This window comes from Paenibacillus campinasensis (assembly GCF_002272015.1).
Classification (GTDB): domain Bacteria; phylum Bacillota; class Bacilli; order Paenibacillales; family Paenibacillaceae; genus Paenibacillus_AQ; species Paenibacillus_AQ campinasensis.
This window is the reverse complement of the sequence record NZ_NPBY01000034.1, coordinates 1-25,270: the sequence shown is the minus strand read 5'-3', so window position 1 is coordinate 25,270 and position 25,270 is coordinate 1. Positions and strand designations below refer to the sequence as shown.

The following is a 25,270-nucleotide window of genomic DNA, read 5'->3' as shown; positions in this document are numbered from 1 at the left end:
TTGCAGAGGAGGGCCTATACGAGCAGGGCGATAAAATAAGGCAACAACCCTCCCTAGGGGGAGGATTGTTGCCTAAACGATTTGCAAGCTGTTAAAGCATTAGCTCAGGGTCTCGCATTCTTCCAGTAATCATAGGCATGAACGACGATGCCTGAATAAGAGGACGAGTGCTGCAAAAGTCCGGGCAGCTTGGCAAGCTCCTCTTCCATATAGGCAGCGCCTTCTTCATAGAACGTAATATGATTGCCTTCATGACTTTCCTTCATTTCGACCGAAAGGAGAATGGACTTTCCCAGCTCATCTGCATATGCAATTTCTTCCCGGGCGATGCTGACGATCCCGTTCGAGCCTTCGGCCGTATCGCGGAAGGCCATGACGGATACATGATCCATCCGGCTGATCATCCATTTGGCCAGGGACAGGTTCTCGCCGGGTACCGCGTGTTTGTCCAGCCATGCGGCCATGTCCATGCTGGACTTCAACTCCGAGTCACGCCTCATTTCGCGGACAAAAGCATCGATATTGGATGTCCACTGGGAAATGATATCCGGCGTATGGCTGCTCCAGCCAGGAAGCACATAAGGCTCGATATCCAGATGAATGCCGTGGAAGCGGGAAAGGCTGTCCACATTCCGGTTATAGTCCTTGACGTAATGGACAAGCCGCATCATTCTGTCCCGGTTCTCTTCAAGCGCCCATAGCGGATGACCGCCCAAGGCGTGAACTTCAATTCCGGCCTCGGCCGCATCTCGGACAAACGAAGAATAAGCGCTGAACGGCTGTTCAAGGTCCAGCCGGACGTACATTAAATTCAGATTCTTCTCACGGGCGAATTCAAGAATTTCCTGGCTCTCATGTACCGCCTGTTCTGCTTCCCATATATAAGTCCCTCTTATCGGCCCAGCATGCTCGATGGGGTCAGGGGCTGGAACAGGTTCCCCGGTTCCCGGATCAGGGGCCGGTTCTGGAACAGGATCTGGAATAGGAGCAGGCGCTTCATTATCAGGCGGCTGATTCGGTCCACTATCCTCTGAATGGGGCATACTCTCCCAGCTGCGGTAGTCATGGATCGCCAGCCCAGCGAAGGAAGGGAAAGAGCTGAGCTCATGCTGCAGTTCGAGCAGCGTCTGATTCATATACGTTTTCCCGAGTCCATAGAAGGAGGTATGAGGCTCCTTCGGCATCTCTTTGGTATTGACGGCAACGATCACCCGATGTCCTAGCCGACTGGCAAGCTCCAGCTCAGATTGAACCAGAGATATGATTCCGTTCGCTGAATCGAGCTGATTCCGGTAAGCCATCACCGTAACGTAGTCAAAATCGTTCATCAGCGATTCGTTTAGTCCGGTCCCATCCGCCAGGGTGAAAGAGTCAAACCAGAATGGGATGTCTATTCCCGTTTCCAGTCCGGCATCGGATATGGTGTTCAGAAATGCGGTCAAATTGCGCTGCCAGGATTCGATGATCGACGGATGCTGATCTTCCCATTGATCAAGCACATAGGGTTCGATATCGAGGTGGATACCGTCAAATCGGGCAGCTGCCTCCCTATTGTAGCTGGTAACCCAATCGGCAAAGTCCAGCATATCGTTACGATACTCCGCAAGCGCCCATCTAGGATCTCCTCCCAGGGCATGGACGGCAATTCCGTTCTCGTGAGCCTGCTGGATAAAGTGTTCGTACATTGGTTTTGGAAGCTGGCGCTGAATTTGTAAATAAATGAGGTTGATTCCTTCATCTTTTGCAAATGCAATAAGCTGCTCTCCGCGATCTGCAATGAATTCTGTCTGCCACACCCAGGTTGCCCGAACTCCGGTCGCTTCTCCATGTGCAGGAGCCTGAAATCCGGCCAAAAGAAGAGCAGTCAGCAGGACTATGAGCATTTGACGTTTTTTCACATTCATCCATTTCCCTCCATTCTTTTGCGAGAACCTTTCTCTTTATGGATTTAACCGGGCTTATTATAGCATCGAACATAGAAAAAGAGATGAGGCCAAGTTCTTAGGTGTCTGAAGCGCTTCAGCCGCGGCTGGCACGGCCTGCTCACATGGAACTATTTTTGCTTCATTATTACTTTCCATGATATGGAATATTAAGGCATTGCGAGGATTTTAGTGCCAATCGCACGGGCATAAAGAATGATCATCGATTAGGAAAAATGACGAAGGAATGAAACATTTTCCCTTTTTCATCGTTTGGTAGAACGAGAGTACAAGTTAATGGCGGAATGGAGGATTGTTATATTTGAAAACTGCAAAACATTGGGCGAAAGGTGTTCTGGCGGTTCTGCTTGCGGTGACGGTAGGTTCTATCGGCTGGAAGACCCATGCGCAAGCCGCTCCAACCGTACAGCCTGTAAGTGCTGCTGGCGGAAATGGTCATGGCGTTGCCGCTTGGAGTGACGGCTCTGTCACCGCTTGGGGTTACAACAAATTCGGACAGGTTGGGGATGGGACGGCCATTCATCAATTCGTTCCCAAGACCGTGGAAGGATTGTCGGACATTATTCAGGTTCAGGCCGGAGGCAGCACTTCATTTGCTCTAAACAAGGACGGTGAGGTGTGGGCATGGGGAGATTTCTATACACCTTATATGAACGGTGACGCACACCTGCCGTTTCAAAAACGGGGAGATCCGATTCAATTAACGCAGCTGCACAATGTTAAGCGGCTTGCTTATTCCGAGGCATTCGGCTCCATTGTCATTCATAAGGACGGCACAGCGACGCTGTGGTATCCGTCGTTCCGGGATCACCAAGCCTTCGATATCCGGCTCACTCGCCTTAAGGGCTTCTCAGATGTTCGGGAGGCCGTGATGGCCAGATATGAAGCGGTTGTGCTGGATGAGGACGGGAACGTAGGGACACTGAATATGTACAACAGCTTTTATGACAGATATCGTACAGAGAATGAGCTGAGGGAAGTAAAACCTCTAGCTTCTTCAATTGAAAGAATAGCAGTGTCATATTCAGATGTGTTCCTCCTCCATAGCAATGGTACCGTTCTTCACTGGAACGCTGATAGCAACAAGCCGCCTGCAGCTGTGAAAGATGTGATCGGCATGAAACAGATTAAAGAGATCAAGACAGGCTACCAACGTCTGTATATGCTGAAAAGCGACGGGACCGTCTGGCAGTGGAACTACAACACGGTACCTACAGCGAAGCCGTTTCAGGTCAAAGGACTCACCGGTATCAAGGCCATCGAGGGCTCGGCAAGCCAAACCGGCTACGCGGTCAGCGAGGATGGAAAGCTGCTCGCATGGGGCGACGGTTACTATTCGGGAATGGGAACTGTCGCCGGATCACAGCAGCTCAAAGGCAACAGCGCAGCCCAGGTGCTCCCAGCCATGACCTGGAAGGTGAACGGGGAGAACGTCCGGTTCTATGCATCATCTGCCGTCATTGACGGAGAGCTGTACGTACCGTTTACCAGTGTATTTCAGTCGCTGGGCGTCACCACGAAAATTGGGCAGTCAAATCCGGATCCGAAGGCCAACAATCAGAGGTATCCGGTGATCTCTTTTTCTTATAAGGGAAAGACCATTGCGGTTAAGAAAAGCAATCCGCCGGTACTGCTAGTGAACGGGAAAGCGACCAAAGAGAAGCTTGAACTTCCGTATCTGGCCAATTCCACGATGTATCCGCTGGAACTGATCTGCGAGAAGCTCGGTATCCCTCTCTATTGGAACCAGGAAACCGGAGAAGTGCAGCTTGGGGAAAGCATCAGGTAATCCTCTATTGAGCAGAATGTCATTATAATAGCGCGGGGTTGGTAGGATGTGTACAAAGGTCCGGGAACAGGCTCATGTAGGAGCGCTGTTTCCCGGACCTTTTATTGTGATATAACCTGAACCATCCTAGAACATGCTCCAGTCCAGCTCACGTGACATATGCTCCATAAGATGTACACCAGCTTGGCTGTTGCCTTTGTCGTTCAGCGCAGGTCCGACAACGCCGATGCCGCAGTATCCGGGAACAAGTGACAGGATGCCGCCGGACACCCCGCTTTTAGCAGGGAGGCCGACCTGGATGGCGAATTCTCCGGATGCATTGTACATGCCGCAGGTCGTCATAAAGGTTTTGGCGATTTGCACATATCTGCGGGGAATGAGCGTTTGGCCCGTCATCGGGTCAACCCCGTTGTGCGCAAGCACGAGGCCCATTCGGGCAAGATCGGAGCAATCTGCAAGGATGGCGCAGTGGCGGAAATAGACGTCCAGCACCTCTTCAACATCCCCATTCAGAACGCCGTTCTCCTTCAGGAAGTAGGCAATGGAGCGGTTCAGATTTCCGGTCTCGGATTCGGAGCGATACACCTGAAGATCGTAATCGAGGCCAGGGTTGCCGGTCAGATCCTTGAAAAACTGAAGGATTCGTTCGGATTTCTCCTTGGGGTCTCTGCCTCGAATGAAAGAGGAGACGGTAATGGCCCCGGCGTTAATCAGCGGATTGAAGGGAATGCCTGGACGCACCAGCTCGAGCTTCAGCATGGAGTTGAAGTTGTCGCCGGTCGGCTCCATGCCGACTTTGCTGAACACCTCATCTTCCCCGTGATCCATGAGAGCCAGAATGAGCGTGAACACTTTGGAAATGCTCTGGAGCGTAAAGCGCATGCCGCAGTCGCCCGCGCTCGCAGACTCCCCGTCCTTCGTTAGAATGGTGACTCCAAGCGCGTCTGCAGGTGCTTTGGACAGTTCAGGGATATACGAGGCTACCTTTCCATGTGCTGCATGAGGCCTGCTGACCTCCACCCAGACAGGCAACTGCTTGCGTATCGTTTCCATATCAACAGCCAACATTGTAGATCTGTGCTCCTTTCATGAATCCTCATTAGAAGTTACTAAGGGCCCACTTTCCTTATTGTATTGGCCCCGGCGGGGGTAGCGCATAGTATATATCTTCTTATAATAGAACATAAGATCAGTCCAATATACAGTCAACAGTAAATAAACAGGTTGTCTCTCCTGGCAGAGCTTGACCACGGAAATCAATTCCATGATAATCGGTATATATTTAAAATCGACGAATTTCAAATTGGATGGACATATTCTTGACGAGATGGAAGTGAACACAATCGAATGAAGATATCATTTACGATACAAGAGACGAACATTCATCATTCATTGACGATGCGGCAGGCACAGCCGGAGCATACGGAGGCGGTCATGGGCCTGCTGCTGGAAACGGCCCGCTGGCTGAAAAGCAAAGGCTCCGATCAATGGAGCGGACTGCTTGAAGGCAAGGACTCCCATGATACCCCCAGCGCAATCGAGCGCGGCGAGGTATTTGTGGCGATGGACGGGGAACAGGTTGCCGGCATGGTCATTCTGATGAAACAGCCAAGCCAGTGGGATTACTCCCTGTGGGGCGACAAGGCGCATCCCGAAGATCGGGCCCTGTACTTGCACAGGCTGGCCATCAATCGCCAGTATGCGAATTCCGGACTTGGCGAAGCGATCCTCCGCTGGTGCGACGCCGGCATCCGTTTTGAGGGTAAGGATCGGGTAAGGCTGGACTGTATTGCTAACAATCCAACGCTGAATGCATTTTACAGTGGGAACGGGTATCGCTTTGTTGGGACGAATGGGGAGTTCAACATTTATGAGAAGCCGGTTCAGGCGTAAGCACCGGTGTATCCAGGGTCGCGGAACAAGACGGTTGGTGTAAGCACGTTGTAAGGTTGGGAGAGGGGATTATGGAAGACCTGAGCAGTTACGTCCTTCCGGATGGAACGCTAAACGGGCAAGGGTTGTGGAAGAGGGAGCCGTTATATCAAGGAATGAATGGCCGATGGGTAGAGCGTTTCTATCCAGGGCCAGAGCAGAGCTACGTCTTCAAACCGCTCACCAATCGGGAGAGCATCGACAGGGAGGCGTGGATATATCGGCATGTATTGAGTTCTTTTCCCTCGATTTTCCCGCTGCTGCTGGCCTCATCGGGGGAAGGGGCCGGGGAAGACGGCTGGACAATATTCGAGGATCTTGGACTGCTGCGGCATGAGTATAGTGTGGAGCTGGCGACCGAGGTCGTGCAGCAAATGGCTTGGTGGCATTCCTTCCCGGAACAGCATTGGAGCGGGTTAAACAGCCAAGGGCCCAAGCCGTCGATTGCCAGCATGGCGTCTGATCTTCTGCTGAAGCGGGAGAAGGCCGCTTCTTTGCTTGCAGAGCTCGGATGGGCGTGGACGCTCGATGATTGGATCGATGGTTATGTGTCCGGTCAGGCGTTGTCATCAATCAGGGTATTGTCTCACGGCGATTTGCATCTGGGCAATTATGCGAAGGGCGAGAACGGGCGTCTGTACATTATCGACTGGGAGCACGCGCATCTGAACTCGCCATTCTGGGATCTCTACCATCTGATCGATATGACACATCCGATGTTTCCGAAATCGGTGACGCCTGCGGAGCGCGAGACGCTGCTAAGCGTGTATGTCAGCTTTTCAATACCGTATGGCCGCAGCTGGGAGCTGGAGACATTTATCCGGGACTACTGCCGTTTCTCCGTGATATTCTCACTGTGGATGCTGCTGTTGATCTCAGGTGATCTGAAGCGGGATGAGGCGATATGGCCCAAGGAGCGTCTGCTCGTCCAATATGAGGAAACGGCTGCCAATCTCGTCGGCTGCCTAAGCAGGTTAGCTCAACAGCCATAACGGACATCGTCTATCACGTCCCGTCACAGCGGAGATCACATGCCTTGCTTAGCGGTGCCAGTCAGCTGGCACCCAGGTATGCTCTAAGCTGTGTCAGGGAAGGTGCAAGCAAGTTTCGAAGGGGCTTCAAGGATGATACCGGTATTCATGGAGACAGCCCCTGCTTACTTGCACGGAGCAAGAACGATATGATACACTCGGCTCACCTTATTAAACGGATTTAATATGTTGGAGGGGGACAAGTGTTGAACGGATCTATCGCAGACCCGAAGGCAGTTAGAAGAACGATTCTGAGAAATTTGCGGTCCGCGCTGCTCGAGCTTGGAAGCGCTACAAAGGCGGAGCTCAGCGACAGGCTCGGGGTCAGCTTCCCGACGGTCAGCAAGTTTCTCGGGCAGATGGAGAAGGCGGGTGAGCTCCTCCCGGTGCAACTGGATGACTCAAGCGGCGGCAGAAGAGCGAACCGGTACAGTTACAATCCGGAGGTTATGCTTGGTCTGGCTCTGTTCCTGGAGCGAACGGAAACGAGTTATATCGTCTTTAATTGTGCCGGCGAGGTGAAGGATCAAGGTCATGCTGCGAGTGTGCTGACAGCGGATATTACAGACTTTGATGCCCTGATTGCAGCTTTGGTGAACAAACATCCCCAAATATCAGCGGTTTCCGTCGGCGTGCCTGCTGCAGTGAACAATGGACGGCTAATTTATATTCCGGAATATGAACAATTTCATGATTTGGATCTGAAAGCACACTGCGAGCAGCGCTTCCAGCTGCCTACCGTCATCGAGAACGATATGAACGCAGCCGTATACGGCTACTATATGGCGAGACATCAGCGAAGCGAGCTCCAGCCGTCGCTGGTGTATCTGTATTTCGGTCAGAACGGGCCGGGCTCGGGGATTATGCTGGACGGGAACATCATGCGCGGCAGCTCTTTTTTCTCCGGGGAAGTGTCATTTGTGCCTCTATACGATCAATATAACTTCGGGGAAGCGATGCGGGCGTCCCATCCTCACCCGCGCTTCCCGGACGGAGATCTGTCGGTGGATGCTGTTGCACGCCTGATTGCGGTTTTTGCGGCTGTGCTGAATCCGCACGGGGTCATTTTGTCCAGACATGAGGCGAATGAAGGGCTGCTGGCGCAATTGGAGGCTGCAAGCCAGGCCTATATTCCGCGTGAGCATCTTCCGGCATTCATACTTAGCGATTGGGAGCAGGATTACTTGTATGGCTTACAGGGATTGTCCCTTGATCTGATGCTGTCCAGGGAGGCAGGCGGGAATTGATCCGGTTCAGAACAGTGATGGATTAGGTATGACAGAATGATGATTCGCTTGATGGAGAAGAAGGGAGGTTGCCACGTGCGAAACGCAAACCAGGAACGAATCATTCGGGAGGCGGCACGTTTTGCCCGGGCTGTACATGAACAGGACAGCAGCGGTCATGACTGGTGGCATGTTATGCGCGTCACCCGTCTTTCACGATTGCTCTCGGTGATGGAGGGGGCAGATGCCTACCTATGCGAGCTGGCCTCGCTGCTGCATGATGTGGCGGATGAGAAGCTGAATGCTTCGAAGGAGGTAGGATTACACCGAGTCCAGCGCTGGCTTGAAGAAGCGGGAACAGCACCAGCGGACCGGGAGCATGTGCTGGACATTATCGGGACGATGTCGTTTGCCGGGGGTTCAGGGCAGGCGATGAAGACGCTGGAGGGCGCCATTGTGCAGGATGCGGACCGACTGGATGCGCTGGGCGTTATCGGGATCGCGAGAACCTTTGCATATTCGGGATGGAAAGGACAGGGGATATACGATCCGGCTATACCGGTAAGAGAAGGGATGACCCGGGATCAATATCGGCATGAGAAGAGTACAGCCATCAATCATTTCAGTGAGAAGCTCCTAAAGCTTAAAGATCGCATGAATACGGATACCGGACGCATGCTGGCTGCGGGCAGGCATCAGCTGATGGAGCTGTTTCTGAACGGGTTTGATAAGGAATGGGGCTTCGGCAATGAGCGCTATCTGCTGGAATCCCCGCTTCATCGGAGCGCGATAGCCCGGGTTCATGTAACGTTTGATGAATCGGCAGCCGGATCGCTGCGGCTGGCTCTGCGGAATCGGAACCGTCAGGGGGAAATGGTGATTGCCCTGCCGGATGATTTCATGGTGGGCCCGCTGCCGAGAGGGCGTGAGGGAACGGAACTCCAGGAGCGTCATCATTGGCTGCTGTCCCGCTTCGCCGTATCGGAGGAGGAACATGATGGGACGAGGTTGATGCTGATTGATTCGACAGCAGCCTGGCTAACCTGGCCCGATCAATGGAAGGATACCGAATGCGTCATCTGGGCCAGCGACTCCGCTTCCGAACAGCTGGGGTTGCGACGTCTAATGACACTGCTTCCGGATGAGGCCGAGGTCTTCGTTGTGAATCCCGGGCGTATGTTGTCCGATCTGTACCCGCAGATCGATTACAGGCGGACCGGTGAGATCGTGCCGGATAAGCTTGAGCCGCTCCTAGAAGACGGACCTGTGAAGCTGACGCTGCAGGCGAAGTCGGACCTTCGTGCAGACTGGGAGCGCCTGCTGCTTGAAGATGGCTGCCTTCGCATTGTTCTGGACGGACAGCTGTGTACGGTCGAGGAGTCCCATTATGATGCTTTCATACTTGCGTGTGCGGATGCCATCGGAGCCAGGGACGGCAGGTTCCTTAAATCGGCACGGGTGATCGGGGAGGTGATCGGAAAGGCCGATCAATACATTTCTGATACGTTCATTGCCTACCGGGTACGGCAATTGATCCGGCAGGGGAAATTCCGGTATACCGGCCATCTGGACGCGATGCGCCATTACAGCATCTCGCTCTCCGATGCTGCGCTCGCCGCCATTCCAGATGATGAGCCGCGCATCCGGCATTGTGCCACGCTTCGAACAGCCGCCATCGAGCTGGCGGAGAGCAGGGATCACGAGCGGAGGCTGCTCCAGGAGCTGGAGCAGCTGGATCCTTCAAGCCTGTACCGGCTGCTGCCGGATGACTGCCATGCCAACATCGATGAATTTACCGAGCAGTTGAAGAAGATGCAGGACCTGGAGCGGATGTATGCCAGGCAGCAGGCGTCTTTGCAGGAAGCTGTGATGCGTCTGTCCGACCATCTGGATAAGCCTAAATCCAGCTAGATATCGCAGGTGTCCCGGCAGCAAACGATCCATTCGGGGCACCTGTAATGAACACAAGGCAGAGGCGTTGCCGCTCTTCACGCAGCCTAACGAACTTCCCCGAAATCCTTAATGACCACTTTAATCTTATTCTCCACTTCAACATGAGGAAATTCTTCGCGCCAATTCATCTTCTTCCAGTTGGCGTAACCGATCTTATTGCGCACAGCCGATCCGAGGCCGAGGCTGTCCACTTTGTGCTGCTTTAGCAGCGCGATCATGCTGTCCGCTTTACGGGTAAGCTTGTCGGAGATGCGGCGCTCCAGCTTATTCCGATCCTGTTCATTGCTAATCTCCAGATCACCGAGAAATTCCAGAATGGAGCACATAATTTTGATCTCACAGCGGACTTTAATCTGCTGATTATGGTAACTCACCTTTAGCTTTCTTCCGCTGACAAGCGAGCTGAGCATGGCGTATTCCTTCTTGTCTCCGTTCTCCGAAAGATCTACATTGATCTCGCCTTCCTTAAAACTGCCTTTCAGAAACGCAAAAATCATCGTATCATCTGCAGGGATCTTGGCAACATAGCGATCGTCCTGGAACAGGGCGATGCCGTTGATCTTAATGCTGTTCCCCATATCTTTGATAATAGGGGTGATCGGGTCGATGCCATCGTCAAACAAGTCCCGCAGGAAGCTAAGGATGGTCACCCGGGGAATGGTCTGCCACGAGGATTCCTTCTCCAGCAGGTGGTCGATATATTTCCCGGTTCTCGGGTGCTGGTCATAGTCCTTCCTCAGAAGCTCCCCGGCATTGCCTTCTACGATACTGATCTTTAACTCCGGCGATATGGAAGGGTCTCTAATGAGTGTATCCATATAGCGGTAGATCCCTTTTTTTGCCATCGACAATCCGTACAGCGCGTTCCGTATCTGTCCGCTGACCAATATGAGCTGGGTTTCTCGGGACATTTTAATCCGGCCATTCTTGGTGTTCTCAGCAACCACCGTCAAGACTTCCCGCTTGGCAGAGGCTTCGGGGTCAGCCATCGGAATAGAGGCGGTGATGCTCAGCATGCCGTCTGGCAGCAGGTCATAGCTCGTGGTCTGAACCATGCCGAGATCCTCCAATATACGCGAGTCAGCCGCACAGCCAGATGCCGTCAAGCTGAAACACAGAATAACACACAGGATCGCCTTCTTCATCCGTGCTTCACCACCTTTCTTCGTTGGATAAGGAGCAGCAGAATAAGGATAACCGGCAACAGGAAAGCAATGACGATCTGGGCGCATCCGAGCAGATAGAGAACTCGAAGAACCTGATCGAGGGCGACAGGGACTGTCGAGACGATGAGGGAGCAGAGGATAATCACAAAATAATGCACACTGCTTTTCAGTTTCGGAAAAATTCTCAAGGTGCTCTCGCCTGCCGCCCAATAGTACATAACCAGCGTGATCAGCGTCGTGAACAGGAAGAACCCATAGAATAGATTCTCGACCCGTTCGATAAAGGGCAGCTTGATATACGCCAGCAGATCAAGTAAGGGAAACAGCATTTTCTTGAGCAAATTATGGCCCGCAATCCCATAAGAAACGATCCCGAGCATCAAATAGAAAAAGGTTCGAATCAGATGGCCGTACATGACAGCCTTCATCAGCTTTGTTTTTTTGTTCACGTACGGGAACAGAAGAAGGCTAAGCTCATAGCCGATATACGCGATATAAATGTTCAAAAAGCCGGTGAACATATCCCCGCCCTCTTTAAAGAGAAAGGTGGTCAGCCGCTCCAGTTTAATATCGTCCAGCGCTTTGAACACGAGCAGATTCATCCAGATTGTAGAGAAGAAGAAAACGGTTGAAGCTTTGGAAATGTTATAGACGCCTTTGATCACTAATAGAAAGGCAAGGATATCAATCGCGACCTTGAATACCATCGGACTGGTTGTAGGGAAAGCATACATTTGAAAAATAAGCACGTACTCTTTGGCTACGAGACAGCCGATCATCGACCACAGAGCCGCCAGACCCAAATAAATAGGGAACAGGATGAACTTCGGAATGCTCTTCTCCAATATTTCAAAGATGGATCTTCCATTCGACATCCGGTGCACGATGGCGATCAGCATCAGGTTCACGAGAACGACAAGCGAGGTAAACAGCGCCATAAGCCAGCCATTCGTTCCAAAATGCAGCGCCTCCAGATGAGTGATGCTGAAGACCACGACACCGGTCTGGATCATATAAGTCAGGATCATCACGTGAAAAAAGGAGAGTTTTTCCTTCAACTTGGTCACCTTTTCATTTTTTGTCTTGTCTTATTCTGTGCCCGGTTCTGCGTTGGCCGCCGGTTCAGCAGGCGGAATGGGAACCGGAAGAATACATCTCTCCAATCGTAGGGCTGAAACGGTGCCACCGGCGTCAAATAGGAGCTGCCAAGGCTAGTCAAGCCGCTTAGATGGATGACCATATAGGCGATACCGATCACAAGACCCAGGTTCCCCCAGAGACCGGCCAGACAAATCAGACCAAAGCGAAACAGGCGAAAGGCAGCGCTCATAATGTAGCTTGGAATGACAAAGGAAGCGATCGCCGAGGAGGCGACGGATATGATCAGAACATTGCTGGTCAGCCCCGCCTGCACAGCGGCCTGACCGATGACAATACCGCCTACGATACCGATCGTCTGGCCGATCTTGGTCGGCAGCCGGGCGCCTGCTTCCCGGAGGAGCTCAATGGTTGTCTCCATCAGGAGCGCCTCGATAATAGGGGGGAAAGGTACCCTGCTTCTGGATGTGGTCAGCGTCAGGATAAGATTCTCCGGGATCATCTCGTAATGAAACGACGTAATCGACACATACAGCGCGGTAAATGTTACGGTAATGACGAGCGCCATAAACCGCAAGAACAGGGTAGCCGTCCCGATAGCCCAGCGTTGATAGTAATCGTCGGCCGAAGCAAAAAACTCAAAGAAAGATGATGGCGCGCTGAGCAGAGACGGACTTCCGTCAACCAAGCAGACGATTTTTCCCGATACGAGCTTGGAAGCGATGGTGTCCGGCCGCTCGGTAGTCATATACTGGGGAAACATCGAATAGGGATTGTCATCGATGCATTGCAGCAGCATGTTCGTATCATGGATCGCATCGATTTCCACATTTTTGATTCGTCTGATCAGCTCGGACAAATAATCTTCATTCGCGATATCTTCCATATACAGGACATAACAATCGGTCTTGCTTATCTCCCCGACGGATAAATGAATCACCTTCAGATGAGAGCTGCGCACTCGCTTGCGGATTAATGACAGATTGGTGAGCGCATTCTCGTTAAAAGCTTCATGGGGACCATTGATGATGGACTCGCTCTCGGATTCCTCCACGGATCGGGAGGCAGGGAGCGTAACATCTGCCAAATAAGCCACGTTGTTATAGAAGATGGCGGCGTTGCCGGATAGAATTCCTGTGACACAATCCTTCGCATTTTGCACCTGTTGGAATTGAGATTGTTCATTCAGTATGATATCGGCCGCCGGTGCAGCAAGCAGAGGAGGGAGCAGGTCCCGTTGAAGCTTGTCCTCATTGATCATATGACTGAAATATATGACATCCAGGCCTTCACGCGGGTATCGATGATGGATCAGATCGGCACTTCGCTTGAATTGATCCAGAATGTGCTGGAGATCGGCGGAGGCGTTCTGTTCCGGCTTATCCTCGTTATGGTTATGGTCCTGATCCTTGTTCGTCTCGTTTAACGGATTGAACAGCACTTTGCGCAGCATGGATGTTAAGATGCCCATCATGATCACCCCGGATGCTATATGATTGTCTAAGTATGCGGAGTTTCATATTTTTTTTCCCAAATGATGGGTGGGGCTCGTGAAGATGAAAAGCCGGGGAAGAGGGGGAGATGGATAGCGGGAGGCACGTACGGAGATTGGTGTTTTGGATATTGCTAGTTTTATAGGTCGGTATACCTAAAATCTTCGCTTGGATTGCGAATTATATCTGTTCAGAGCCGAGGAGATAGTGTACCATATTTGGTGAAAGATTCCTCTCAATGGAAATGGAAATCGAACGAAAGCGCGCAATTCCCTAGCGGATAGATGAATTAGGAGTGGTGCTGTTGTCATTTAATATCATGAAGCTCCTATTTGTTCCGGTTATTTCGGTATTTATTATGATCTCCTCTGTATATCTCGGATATAGCTCCAACATTCCCGTCATGGTCCTCACGGCGATCCTTCTCTATGGCAGCATGGTTCTGGACCGGAAGTACAAATGGCTCCGTTATGGGCAGTTTCTGTTCTTGGGAGCGTTTCATTTATCCACCCAGCTGAACTGGTGTGTGCTGCTGTACTACATCCTGATTATTCATCTGATCCACCGAAAAGCGAGCTTAAAGGAAACGCTGCCGATCAGCGTTCTGCTTGTGCTTCAATATTCGCTGATCCGGCAGGTGTACATGCCGCCAACCAGCTATAACCTGCTCGTAACGGTATTTGACTTTATTTCCTCACTCGTCGTTGTGTTCTCCTACCACTTCGTTCACCGGCTCGAGTATGAGAAGAGCAAGCTATGGAAAGAAAAGCAATTCCTCACCTTCCACGATGTCTTGACCGGACTGCTGAATTATGATGGGTATATGAACAAGGTTCAGGAACTGGTAGAGTACCGCACGCCATTTCAGCTGGTTCTGCTTGACATTAACAATTTCAAGTCATTGAATGGCAAAGATATATCCACCGCTAACGAAATTCTGATCAGCATGGCCAAAGCCATTCAGCTCAGATTTGATGAGCATCTAATCGGCGCTTCAAGATATGCGGGTGATCGCTTTGCGATTCTATTAACCGAGCAGGCGGTGATCGATGACGAGAAGTTTAAGTTTGACGCGATCGGGGTCAAAGTATGTTACAGCATTACCTGTTATCCGCATGAAGCTTCAACGTTCCAGGGGCTGATTACGATGGCGGAGGACCGGATTTTTCAGATGCGTCGGAATGTGTGGCTAAGAGAGCAGGACGAGCTGTTCCGTACGGAAAAAATGAAGATGATCGGAGAGCTGGCGGCAGGCATGGCGCACGAGATTCGCAATCCGCTCACCTCCATCAAAGGCTTTATCCAGCTGTCCAAAATTCAAAATTACAACATCAAGCCCTGGTACGATGTCATTATGGGAGAGATTACCCGCGTTGGGGAACTGACGGCTGAATTCCTGCAGTTCTCGAAGCCGCATGCCAGCAACATGAAGCTGGAATCGTTGTCCGGATGCATGATTCGGGTATACTCCTTGTGCGAGTCCGAGGCAGCCTCCTATGGGCATACGTTCTCACTGGATTTGCCGGATCAGGAGATTAAAGCCAACATGGACCGGGACAAAATTATTCAGTTATTGATCAATTTGATTCGCAATGCGTTCCAGGCGATGGAGAAGACGGGGCATGTTTCGTTTTCTTTAACAGAAGAGAGCAGGGTGGCGGTCATTCAGGTAACGGATACGGGGAAGGGCATTCCCCCGTCTGATCTGCCCCAAATTTTCGAGCCTTTCTATACAACTAAAGAAGAGGGCACCGGTCTTGGGTTATCCGTATGCCAAAAAATTGTGGAGGATCATGGCGGGAGAATTATGGTTGATAGTGAAGTGGGGACGGGCACAACATTTACCGTCCGGATTCCGATTGTGACCGAGGTCGATTAAGAGGTCGATTAATTAGAGGCTTAACCGGCATAAGCACTAGGACAAGGCTATCCGGAATAGGCAGGCTGGAAGCCATCCCGATACTCAGGCTGGAAGCCATCCCGATACTCAGGCTGCCGGCTTGAGATTGCCGCCGGGGCTTTCCCTGCTAACTGATCGGAACCACTGGTACCCGAGGGCGATCATCATCATAATGTCCACGGCATCTCCGCCATAATACATCAGCATGCTGCCGGTCTCTGCCTGAGCTAGAGGCACACCTACAGGCGGGTGGGCATAAAGGTGCTTGGACAAAATGTTGTGTGCGGCCGCTGCGAGAATGAGCACAATGACCCGAAGCGGGAGCCGGTACCGGTGGGGAGCCGGCTCATTGGCAAGGATGGAGGCGGTGAACAGATACCCTGCCAGAAACACATGAATATGAATCAGAGTATATAGGAAGCGCGATTCGTGCATGGCCGCATATAAATCGGTCGTGTAGAGAACCCACAGGCCGCCGATATTCAGCAAAGCCGCCATGACGGGATGACTTATGATTTGCACATAACGGCTTTTTAACAGACGGGTTAGCCGCCGTGCGGAGCTTGTGCGGAGCGTGCGCAGGAGCAAGGTCACCGGGCGGGAGAAGGCGATGAACAGCGGCCCGATCATGCCGAGCAGCAGATGTACGGTCATATGAGCGGTAAACTGATGGTGAGCCTCCTTAGCCACTGGTCCGATGAGCGATGCGGCAAGGCTGGCCAAGCCCAGCGCCCAGCAGATAGAGCGGAGCACCGGCCAGCGCTTAAGATGCCGGCCGGTGGCCCGCGCAGCTGCAATATAGGCCACGAGCAGGGCTGCACCTATGACAAGCACGAGTGTGCCCGGGATGTGATAATCCAATGAGTGGGCATTATGTACATGATGCATAATTATAACCTCCGCGATAATGAGTGGGGCTGCACGGCTTTCTCGTCACGTTCTGGTGCGGCGGATGAGAAACAGCCCTGCTGTGAGAACGATCGCTGCAAGGATGTTCCAGGTAAGGTCGTAGGGCAAGACATCGACCTCATACCGGATCTGGTGCAGCCGCATCAGCTTGTGCTGAATGATGCCATCATACAGCTGGAAGCCTCCGGCACCGGCAAGGGCGCCACCGATCCAGCGCATGCTGTGCAGCGCTTGACGTCTGCGAAGATCGGCATACATGAACAGGGAGGCGATCGTTGCAAACCAGCTGAACGCATGGAACAGTCCGTCTGTGACGAGACCGACACTGGTCGTTGAACGGTCGTAGAAATGATGCCAATGTAGCAGCTGGTGAAAGACAAATTCGTCAATAAAGGCGACGAACCCGAGGCCAAACAATATGCCGGACCACAGGCTTCGCTTTGCATTTTTTTGCATGGGCATACTCCTTTGGATGATCTGCTTGGTTCATCGTTCAAGCGGGTGGATAGAATTCATTACCCCATTCTGTCCGGTCTGAATGGAAGTCAAACCGAAGCAGCAGGAAGGAAGACAAACCCGGCGTCGCTGTTGTGCCAGCCGTTGATAGAAGTCAGAGTAGGATATAAGGATCTGGAGGCTAGACAGGGAAGGGACGTAAAGCCGGTTAATACCGGTTAATACCGGTTAAAGCGGGCCACCCCTGCCTTTGGATAAAAGACGGCATAAGAGGGAATCTTGTGGGATGAACGTCATTACGAGGAGTTGGCATGGATGTACCATTTGTACACGCACAATGATCTGGACGGTGTCGGATGCGGCATTATAGCCAAATGCGCTTTCGGTGACCAGACCAATGTCCGCTATAATTCGGTCAACGGATTAAACCTGCAGGTAGAACGGTATCTGGACAGAATGTCCATTCCGGATCATCCGTATGACATGCTGTTCATTACGGATTTATCGGTGAATCCCGAGGTCGAGAAGCGACTGCATGTGTTTGTTGATGAGGGCGGTCATGTTCAGCTCATTGATCACCATAAAACGGCATTGCATTTTAACCAATATGAATGGGGGCTTGTTGAAGTCCATCACCGGGACGGCCGGCTCGCATCGGCAACTTCCCTGTTCTACGAATATTTGATTCAACACGGACATATTGCTTCAACGGAGACGATGGACCAGTTTGTAGAGCTGGTTCGGCTGTATGATACCTGGGAGTGGGAGGAAGTGAACCGGGTGGAGGCCAGGCGGCTCAATGATCTGTTCTATATGTTGTCCATTGACGAATTTGAGGTCAAGATGGTGGAGCGCCTGCGCCAGGGTCAGGGTTTCTATTTTGACGAATTTGAAGAGAAGATTCTGGAGATGGAAGAAGGGAAAATCGAGCGTTATATCCAGCGCAAGCAGCGGGAGATGATTCAGACGTACGTGGATGAATACTGCGTTGGCATTGTGTATGCCGAATCGTATCATTCCGAGCTTGCAAATGAGCTTGGCAATCTCCACCCGCATCTGGATTACATCTCAATTCTGAACATGGGCGGCCGTAAAATGAGTCTGCGAACGATTCATGATCATGTTGACGTCTCGGAGGTGGCCATGCGTTACGGAGGCGGTGGACATGCCAAGGCTGCAGGCTGTACCATAACGGAGGAAGTCTACCGCTTGTATGCGGCGGAGCCGTTTGAACTGGAGCCGATTCGGTTCGATGCCGTCCGGAACCAGTTCAATGTCAAGGGCGCAGAGTCCGGCGTGTTGTACGAAAGCTGGGGGGAGGACCTGCTGTTCGTCTACGCACAGGCAGGCGAATGGGTGATCGAATGGAACGGGGAGTCACTGCCGTTTCGTTTCTCTACGTTTCACGATGCCGAGCGGCATATGAAGCGCCAGTATGGAGCATGGCTCGCCCGGGACGACGTGTATGTGCAGATGCTGAAGGATCAGCTGATCAACACCCGAACGAGCAGGGAGCTGGAGCGGCTCTCGCTAACTTCGGATCGGGATGATGAGAAGACGCTTGAGGATGGTTAGCCGCGCCTGTTGCGCGAGCGTGCAGCCCGTGCGTGGAGCCCGTGTCGCCGCGGGCGCAGCAGGTGAGGTGCGTGCTTGGAGCGGGTAAGACCGTACCCCCGGCACTACTGGCACAACAAAAAAACGGACTGCGTGAGGCAAGCCTCGCGCGGTCCGTTTTCTTATTAACTTGATTAGTGATTTGATCGGGCAGTGATCACGAGTACCAGCCCCATACGAAGATGAACAGGGTGCCGAAGATGGTCACCAATCCGACAAACAGAGCGTAGGCAATGTTGATATACACGGATTTTTTATCTTCGCTCTCGCCTGCATGCATGAACAGCACGAGCTGTACGGAAGCCTGCAGGACGGCCGTTACTACCAGGATGGCCATTTTCGAAGCAAACGGCATATCGAGCAGAACGACCAGCGCTACCGCCGAAAGGACGAGGGAAGAAATGTAACCCGCAACATGCTTGATTGGAAACAGCTGTTTCAACATATTACATCAGTCCTTTCAGGTATACAAAGCTGAAGATAAAGATCCATACAACGTCCAGGAAGTGCCAGTACAGCGAGAATATAAACGATTTGTTCGCTGTCGAGTGATCCAGGCCGTGCTTCTTGAGCTGGATCAGAATGACGCTTCCCCACAAGAGACCGAAGGCCACGTGAGCACCGTGTGTGCCGAGCAAGGTGAACAAGCTGGAAGCAAAGGCGCTGGTAGAGAGCGTCAATCCTTCATGCACGTAGGTGAAGAACTCATAAATCTCAATGCCCAGGAACGCGGCGCCGAGAAGCAGGGTAATAACGATGAACATCATGGTCTGCTTCTTCAGGCCGAGCCGCATCGCATGGATCGCAAGCCCGATGGTGAAGCTGCTTGTCAAGAGCAGGAAGGTCTCCAGCAGCACCGGTGTCAGTTCAAAAATTTCTGCTCCGCTAGGACCGCTGGCATAGCGGTTCACCAGAACGAAGTAGACGGTAAACAAGGTGGCAAAAAGCGCAATTTCAGCTCCAAGGAACAGCCAGAATCCAAAGATTCGGTTTCGATTCTCTTCCGTTCCGTATTCAAGCGGCTGAGTGGCATCTATTTTCATACCGTATCACCCCGCAGTTTCTGTTCGGTTTGAACAATTTCTTCAGCCGGAATGTAATAGCCATGATCACGTTCAAAGGACATGGTAGCCAGAATGATCAACACGGCGATCCCGGCGATGATGGACGGTGTCCACCAGCTGAATACCAGGAAGAAGCCCAGGAAGAAGAAGGCGACACCGAGTACAAACGGTTTTCCGGTATTGCTTGGCATATGAATTTTCGTAATCTTCTCATCCGAGAGCGGTTCATTATTCTTCTTCGCAAACCAGAACGCATCGCGGCCTTTCACTTTAGGCGTAACCGCAAAATTGTATACCGGCACCGGACTTGGCGTTGACCATTCTAGCGCGCGTGCATCCCAAGGATCGCCCGTTTTGTCGCGTGGCTGGTAACGTGTACTCCAGTAGATGTTGTACACAAGAAGAATGAACCCGATCGCCAAACCGATCGCACCGATCATGGACAGCAGGTTCAGCGGACCGAACCCGGTTTCTTCCGAGTAGGTGTAAGTCCGGCGTGTCATCCCTTGCAGTCCCAGGAAGAACATCGGGAAGAAGGTGACGTTAAACGAAATGGCGATAAACCAGAATGCCATCTTGCCAAGACGTTCGTTCAGACGGAAGCCGAACACTTTCGGGAACCAGTAATGGAAGCCGGCAATAACGGCAAACACCGCACCTGGAATGAGCACATAGTGGAAGTGGGCAACCAGGAACATCGTGTTATGGTACTGATAGTCCGCACTGGCCATGGCCAGCATGACACCGGTCACGCCGCCGATCGTAAAGATCGGGATGAAGGCCAGGGAATACAGCATAGGTGTCGTGAAACTGATTCGGCCCTTATGGAGCGTGAAGAGCCAGTTGAATATTTTGACCCCTGTCGGAACGGCAATCGCCATCGTTGTAATGGAGAAGAATCCGTTGACCATTGCGCCTTGACCCATTGTATAGAAATGGTGGGCCCACACAAGGAAGGACAGGGCGGAAATGACAACCATACTCATAACCATCGAGGTATAGCCGTACAGATTCTTTCTTGCAAACGTAGAGATAATCTCACTGAAAATACCGAATGCAGGAAGAATAACGATATATACCTCAGGGTGTCCCCATACCCAGAACAGGTTCGCCCAGAGCATATCCATGCCGCCATTGGCCATCGTAAAGAACTGAGAGCCGAACAAACGGTCAAACATCATGAGCAGCAGCGCGATCGTAAGCACCGGGAAAGCGAAGATGATAATGAGACAGGTGATTAGCACCGACCAGGTGAACATCGGCATGCGCATCAGTGTCATTCCCGGAGCGCGCATTTTCAGAATCGTAACGATAAAGTTGACGCCGGTTAACAGCGTACCGATCCCTGATATTTGCAGGGACAAGGAATAATAGTTGTTGCCGACCGTCGGACTGAATTCAATGCTGGCTAGCGGGAAATAAGCGGACCAGCCTGCGTCCGGCGAGCCTCCGATAATGAAGGAGATGTTGAACAGCATCGCGCCGGCAAAGAACAGCCAGAAGCTGATGGCGTTCAGCTTAGGGAAGGCAACGTCACGCGCGCCGATCTGCAGCGGAACGATCACGTTCATCAAGCCGAAAATGAAAGGCATCGCCATGAACAGAATCATAATGACGCCATGCGTCGTGAAAATCTCGTTATAGTGCTGTGCGTCCAGAAACTTCATTTCTGGCGCTGCGGTTTGAGCACGCATCAGAAGGGCGTCAACGCCGCCCCGGAACAGCATGAGAAGGGCGCAGATGATGTACATGACACCGATTTTCTTATGGTCTACGGTTGTCAGCCATTCCCGCCACAGGTATCCCCATTTCTTGTAATAGGTTAAACCGAATAGGATCGCCAGCGAGACGAGAACGATGCTCACCATGGCCCCGTATATTAACGGATCTCCGGTAACGAAAAATTCGTCCCATTTCATAAGGGTCTTGCTCCTTTCTGGATGTATGAAGTGAACCGGGCTTGCCTCGGCAAGCCGGATTTAGTGCCCGTCATGACTATCTTGCTCGTCATGGTTGTCGTGTTCATCCTGTCCATGATGCCCGTCATGCTCAGTATCCGGGCTTTCGTCGGAAGAATGGTCGCCGCCGCTGCCATGATGATGGCCTTCTTCTGGCGGAGGGCTAAACTCAAGATGAGTCGATGAAAATGTCATTCTGCCGACATGGGCGGTGTTCAGCAGTTTGTTGAACTCGTCCTCGGTCAGCTCCGGTGCGGTCGCTTTTACGTCATCGACCCATTTCTCATATTCAGGAGCCGACATGGCCAGCGCCTCAAACTCCATATGGGCAAAGCCTTCGCCGTTAAAGTTAGCGTTCCGGCCCATCATGGAGCCCGGCTCTTCCGCAACCATGTTCAGCTTGGTGATCATATCGCTCATCGCATACTTCTGACCATGAAGCTGTGGAATCCAGAAGCTGGTGATCGTACCGAAGGAATACAGTCTGAACTCAATCGGGCGATGTGTAGGAATGTTGACATAGTTCACAGTTTCAATGCCTTCCTCAGGATAGCTGAAATGCCATTTCCAGTTGGAGGAAGAGGCATAGATAACCAGCGGTTTCTGGCTCTCGTAGCCTTCTGGCACATTCTCTACAGCAACGGTTGTTTTAACAGTAACAACAGATAGAATGGCAACGATAATAATCGGAATCGCAGTCCAGGTAATTTCCAGCCAGATATTTCCCTCCTCGTGAGGGGGCTCATATCCTTCGTTAGATTTTCTGGCCCGGTATTTCGTCAGCATATAAATGTAGAGCACGTAAACGACGACCAAGACCCCGATCATCATCAGAATCGAAAATATGATCGTATCCGATAGTGTTCTGGCAGCGGGTCCTTTCGGATCCAGAACCGTAAGCGAGCTGCATCCCGATAAGAGCAAAACAACGCTCAAAAACAATGCAAGTAACGGTCCTCTTTTCTTCATGATGTACCCCTTTCCTTGAAACGGCTTCATTCGATTCAATAGTTTGATTACCCTTATACTAGGAAGTAATAAATTTCTTTGCAAAACATATAAAATAGAAAAAATAACAATAAAATCCATATTCGTGGCGATGTGTTTAAGATTATGTGTTCAAATTGTTACAAAACAGCAGGGATATGAAAGAAATCATTGTTATGGCGCGGTTTTCCGACTGTTCATTGTTTGTTCAAAATTTCACGAGAGTTCCCAGGATCGTCACAATTTCAGACTCGTTTTCGCATCGGAAACGGGGGTGAATGGCGGGGGAGAAGCGGGAGAAAGCCCTTGCCAGCAAGCGATTCAGCGCGATATGAGATTTTTTTCACATAAAAAATGGAAGGTCGTTCACTTAAAATGCGGCTCCATCGCTCCCCGATGCCGGGAGGGGGTTCGCGCGGGATTCCCGGCAAGGGCATCGGGATGAATCCGATGGATGGGCTATAAGTTGAAATGGCCTGATTAATATTTCTGGATCAGATCAGCCAAGCGTTGCAGCCCGAACTCCAGCTGCTCCAGGGAGGCATAGGCATAGGACAGCCGAAGATGCTGACGATCCTGGCGGTCATATACTTGACCGGGGTTGAGAAGAAGTCCTTCTTTCAGAGCCTGTTCGAATAAGTGGCGGATGGGCGTCTTCTTCATAAGGTGAAGCCAAATGTAAAACCCGCCTTGCGGTACAGTCCAGGAGGCGAGCCCTTGAAAATGCTGTTCCAACAGGTTAAGAACGAGGTCCCGGCGCTGCTTCAAGGCAGCCCGAATCTCGATCAGATGCTGTTCATATTGCCCGGTAGCCAGCCAGCGGGCAACGGCAAACTGGGACAGGGAGCTGGAGCCGTAATCGGTCTGCATCTTGATATCTGCCAGCCGGTTGATGACCGGCTCAGGTCCGGCAATCCAGCCGATGCGAAGCCCCGGTCCAAGCGTCTTGGACATGCTGCCGATGTGAAGAACCATCCCTTGGCGGTCCAGTGCTTTCAAAGGCGGGGGAGGCGCTTCATCAAACCACAAATCCCGGTACACATCGTCCTCGATAATCGGAAGACGTTCCTGCGTGCATACTTGCAGCAGCGCCTTGCGTCGTTCTGCCGTCATCAGAATACCCGTCGGATTATGAAATGACGGAATGGTATACAGCAGTGCGGCGTTATGCTGGCGCTTGAGCCGGGCGAGGGTATCTGTGCGGATGCCGTGATCGTCCATCGGAACCCCTTGAAGGCTCATGCCAGCCGATTGAAAGACATGGACCGAGTTCAAATAGGATGGGGTTTCCAACAGAACGGTGGAGCCACGGTGAAGCAATCCGAGCGAAATGAGCTGCAGCGCCTGAAGCCCGCCAGATACAATCATAATGCCGGCCGGAGACGTCTCAATTCCTCTGGCGCGAAGATGCTCGCTTAGGACCTCCCGCAGGCGGAGGCTGCCTTTCGGCTCCGAGTAGCCAAGCGTGAACGGCTCGTCTGCCTCGGTTTCGCTAAATATCTCCTTCATTTTCTGCGCGGGCAGCAACTCGGGGGAGAGCTCTCCTGTTCCGAGGCGGATCATACGGTCATTCGTCTCGGCGTCGTTAATCTGCTGAATGATTTGAATATTCGGCTGATAGGAGCCAGACTGTACGTAGTGGTTCCAATCGGGCGGCGGCTCGGCTGCTAGCGCATTCCAGGTATTATTCACAACGACGGTACCTTTACCGACCCGGGCCTCTAGCAATCCGTCCGCAATCAGCTCGTCGAGGGCATAGATAACCGTGCTCCGGTTGACAGCAAATTGGGCGGCGAGCTGCCGCTGGGAGGGGATGCGGGTCCCGACCGGCCATTCCCCGCTCATGATTTTGTCTTTCATATCTTCATAGATTTGTTGATAGAGAGGAATTCGGGAGGATGTGTCCCATTCGGATGGTGAGCGCATAGTCAGTCCCCTTCCTGCTTCGTATGGGTCCATTATATCGAATTGGTTGGGATGGATGTCAACCAATTGGTTGGAGACTTGGTGAAGTGGATTCATTACAATGAAGCCAAATGATGCAGGAGGAATTGAGGATGCTACAAGCAATGATTCATGGGCTGATTCTGGCTTTCGGACTTATCCTACCCCTCGGGGTACAGAATGTGTTTGTGTTTAACCAGGGGGCTGTGCAGCCCAAATTCAGCAAGGCGCTGCCGGTGATTCTGACAGCTGCGCTGTGTGATACCCTGTTGATTACGCTGGCGATTATGGGCGTATCCGTTGTCGTGCTGGAACTGGAAGGGCTGCGGGTGATGCTGTTTTTGTTCGGCATCTTATTTCTGATCTATATGGGAGTAACAACGTGGCGCAGCAAGCCGTCGTCCATCGGAGAGGAGAAGCGCGAATCCCTCTCCCCAGGCAAGCAGGTGGCGTTCGCGATGTCGGTGTCTCTGCTGAACCCGCACGCGATACTCGACACCATCGGTGTTATCGGGACAAGCTCACTGACGTATTCGGGAGCGGACAAGACCGCTTTTGCATTGGCGTGCATTACGATTTCCTGGTTGTGGTTCATCGGGCTCGGGCTGGCCGGAAGAGCTGCCGGAAGACTGGATCGCTCGGGAAAAGTGCTATCTCTGCTGAACCGTGTCTCGGCCATCGTGATGTGGGGGACGGCAGGATACCTTGCGTACAGTATGTGGATGGCGTAAGGGTGCGAGCCGCTTGCATCACTATCCTATCGGTGAAGAGAGTGAGCCTAGTGCGATGAGATGATCCCGATGGTTT

General features: G+C 52.0%; 20 protein-coding genes. 8 read left to right on the top strand and 12 right to left on the bottom strand.

Annotation, left to right across the window (positions count from 1 at the left end; all coding sequences use genetic code 11):
• Positions 1 to 104: 104 nt before the first annotated feature.
• A complete protein-coding gene (locus CHH67_RS11470; RefSeq protein ID WP_095265322.1) occupies positions 105 to 1,904 on the bottom strand; it encodes a hypothetical protein in 1,800 nt (599 codons plus the stop codon).
• A 340-nt stretch (positions 1,905 to 2,244) separates the two neighbouring features.
• On the opposite strand from CHH67_RS11470, the gene CHH67_RS11465 reads away from it, so the two are divergent.
• Positions 2,245 to 3,732 (top strand): stalk domain-containing protein, encoded by a 1,488-nt coding sequence (locus CHH67_RS11465; RefSeq protein ID WP_244908166.1) that lies wholly within the window; start codon positions 2,245 to 2,247, stop codon positions 3,730 to 3,732.
• Between the two features lie 126 nt (positions 3,733 to 3,858).
• Here CHH67_RS11465 and glsA read toward each other — a convergent pair whose 3' ends face one another.
• Positions 3,859 to 4,800: a glutaminase A gene (gene glsA / locus CHH67_RS11460; RefSeq protein WP_095265320.1), complete on the bottom strand. Its 942-nt coding sequence runs from the start codon at positions 4,798 to 4,800 to the stop codon at positions 3,859 to 3,861.
• A gap of 279 nt (positions 4,801 to 5,079) precedes the next feature.
• Between glsA and CHH67_RS11455 the strand changes: the two genes are divergently transcribed.
• The 4 genes from CHH67_RS11455 to CHH67_RS26735 all read left to right on the top strand — a co-directional run bounded on the left by CHH67_RS11455 (position 5,080) and on the right by CHH67_RS26735 (position 9,832).
• A complete protein-coding gene (locus tag CHH67_RS11455; RefSeq protein ID WP_095265319.1) occupies positions 5,080 to 5,625 on the top strand; it encodes a GNAT family N-acetyltransferase in 546 nt (181 codons plus the stop codon).
• Between the two features lie 71 nt (positions 5,626 to 5,696).
• A complete protein-coding gene (locus CHH67_RS11450) occupies positions 5,697 to 6,656 on the top strand; it encodes a phosphotransferase (protein WP_095265318.1) in 960 nt (319 codons plus the stop codon).
• 245 nt (positions 6,657 to 6,901) lie between these two features.
• The gene (locus tag CHH67_RS11445; RefSeq protein WP_095265317.1) at positions 6,902 to 7,942 is read left to right on the top strand and encodes an ROK family transcriptional regulator; all 1,041 of its coding nucleotides are present in this window, start codon (positions 6,902 to 6,904) and stop codon (positions 7,940 to 7,942) included.
• 75 nt (positions 7,943 to 8,017) lie between these two features.
• On the top strand, positions 8,018 to 9,832 hold the full coding sequence (locus CHH67_RS26735) for a DUF3658 domain-containing protein (protein ID WP_342351955.1): 1,815 nt from the start codon (positions 8,018 to 8,020) through the stop codon (positions 9,830 to 9,832).
• Positions 9,833 to 9,918: 86 nt separating this feature from the next.
• On the opposite strand, the gene CHH67_RS11435 is transcribed toward CHH67_RS26735, so the two are convergent.
• From CHH67_RS11435 to CHH67_RS11425, 3 genes are read right to left on the bottom strand one after another with little or no spacing between them, the layout of a single operon-like run.
• Positions 9,919 to 11,019 (bottom strand): Ger(x)C family spore germination protein, encoded by a 1,101-nt coding sequence (locus CHH67_RS11435; protein WP_095265315.1) that lies wholly within the window; start codon positions 11,017 to 11,019, stop codon positions 9,919 to 9,921.
• Complete coding sequence (locus CHH67_RS11430; RefSeq protein WP_280523033.1) at positions 11,016 to 12,107, bottom strand: GerAB/ArcD/ProY family transporter; 1,092 nt, start codon at positions 12,105 to 12,107, stop codon at positions 11,016 to 11,018. The genes CHH67_RS11435 and CHH67_RS11430 overlap by 4 nt, the downstream gene beginning before the upstream one ends.
• Entirely contained in the window at positions 12,104 to 13,591 is a 1,488-nt protein-coding gene (locus tag CHH67_RS11425; RefSeq protein WP_244908164.1) for a spore germination protein, read from the bottom strand. Before CHH67_RS11425 ends, CHH67_RS11430 begins: the two co-directional genes overlap by 4 nt.
• Before the next feature lie 344 nt (positions 13,592 to 13,935).
• Here CHH67_RS11425 and CHH67_RS11420 point away from each other — a divergent pair, with 344 nt between their 5' ends.
• A complete protein-coding gene (locus CHH67_RS11420) occupies positions 13,936 to 15,510 on the top strand; it encodes an ATP-binding protein (RefSeq protein WP_095265312.1) in 1,575 nt (524 codons plus the stop codon).
• 108 nt (positions 15,511 to 15,618) lie between these two features.
• Here CHH67_RS11420 and CHH67_RS11415 read toward each other — a convergent pair whose 3' ends face one another.
• Together CHH67_RS11415 and CHH67_RS11410 are read right to left on the bottom strand one after the other, a co-directional pair.
• Positions 15,619 to 16,419: a cytochrome c oxidase assembly protein gene (locus CHH67_RS11415; protein ID WP_141235799.1), complete on the bottom strand. Its 801-nt coding sequence runs from the start codon at positions 16,417 to 16,419 to the stop codon at positions 15,619 to 15,621.
• Between the two features lie 45 nt (positions 16,420 to 16,464).
• Positions 16,465 to 16,896 (bottom strand): DUF2243 domain-containing protein, encoded by a 432-nt coding sequence (locus tag CHH67_RS11410; RefSeq protein ID WP_413773628.1) that lies wholly within the window; start codon positions 16,894 to 16,896, stop codon positions 16,465 to 16,467.
• Between the two features lie 315 nt (positions 16,897 to 17,211).
• On the opposite strand from CHH67_RS11410, the gene CHH67_RS11405 reads away from it, so the two are divergent.
• Positions 17,212 to 18,471, top strand: a complete 1,260-nt coding sequence (locus CHH67_RS11405) for a DHH family phosphoesterase (RefSeq protein ID WP_095265309.1) — start codon at positions 17,212 to 17,214, stop codon at positions 18,469 to 18,471.
• A gap of 196 nt (positions 18,472 to 18,667) precedes the next feature.
• Here CHH67_RS11405 and qoxD read toward each other — a convergent pair whose 3' ends face one another.
• The 5 genes from qoxD to pdxR all read right to left on the bottom strand — a co-directional run bounded on the left by qoxD (position 18,668) and on the right by pdxR (position 24,445).
• The gene (qoxD, locus tag CHH67_RS11400) at positions 18,668 to 18,955 is read right to left on the bottom strand and encodes a cytochrome aa3 quinol oxidase subunit IV (protein ID WP_095265308.1); all 288 of its coding nucleotides are present in this window, start codon (positions 18,953 to 18,955) and stop codon (positions 18,668 to 18,670) included.
• Between the two features lies 1 nt (position 18,956).
• The gene (qoxC, locus tag CHH67_RS11395) at positions 18,957 to 19,553 is read right to left on the bottom strand and encodes a cytochrome aa3 quinol oxidase subunit III (protein ID WP_095265307.1); all 597 of its coding nucleotides are present in this window, start codon (positions 19,551 to 19,553) and stop codon (positions 18,957 to 18,959) included.
• Positions 19,550 to 21,493, bottom strand: a complete 1,944-nt coding sequence (gene qoxB / locus CHH67_RS11390) for a cytochrome aa3 quinol oxidase subunit I (RefSeq protein WP_095265306.1) — start codon at positions 21,491 to 21,493, stop codon at positions 19,550 to 19,552. Before qoxB ends, qoxC begins: the two co-directional genes overlap by 4 nt.
• Before the next feature lie 60 nt (positions 21,494 to 21,553).
• Positions 21,554 to 22,501: a cytochrome aa3 quinol oxidase subunit II gene (gene qoxA, locus CHH67_RS11385; protein WP_095265305.1), complete on the bottom strand. Its 948-nt coding sequence runs from the start codon at positions 22,499 to 22,501 to the stop codon at positions 21,554 to 21,556.
• Positions 22,502 to 22,999: 498 nt separating this feature from the next.
• A complete protein-coding gene (gene pdxR / locus CHH67_RS11380) occupies positions 23,000 to 24,445 on the bottom strand; it encodes a MocR-like pyridoxine biosynthesis transcription factor PdxR (protein ID WP_095265304.1) in 1,446 nt (481 codons plus the stop codon).
• Positions 24,446 to 24,576: 131 nt separating this feature from the next.
• On the opposite strand from pdxR, the gene CHH67_RS11375 reads away from it, so the two are divergent.
• Positions 24,577 to 25,194, top strand: coding sequence for a LysE/ArgO family amino acid transporter (locus CHH67_RS11375; protein ID WP_095265303.1), 618 nt, complete (start codon positions 24,577 to 24,579; stop codon positions 25,192 to 25,194).
• The last annotated feature ends 76 nt before the right edge of the window (positions 25,195 to 25,270 follow it).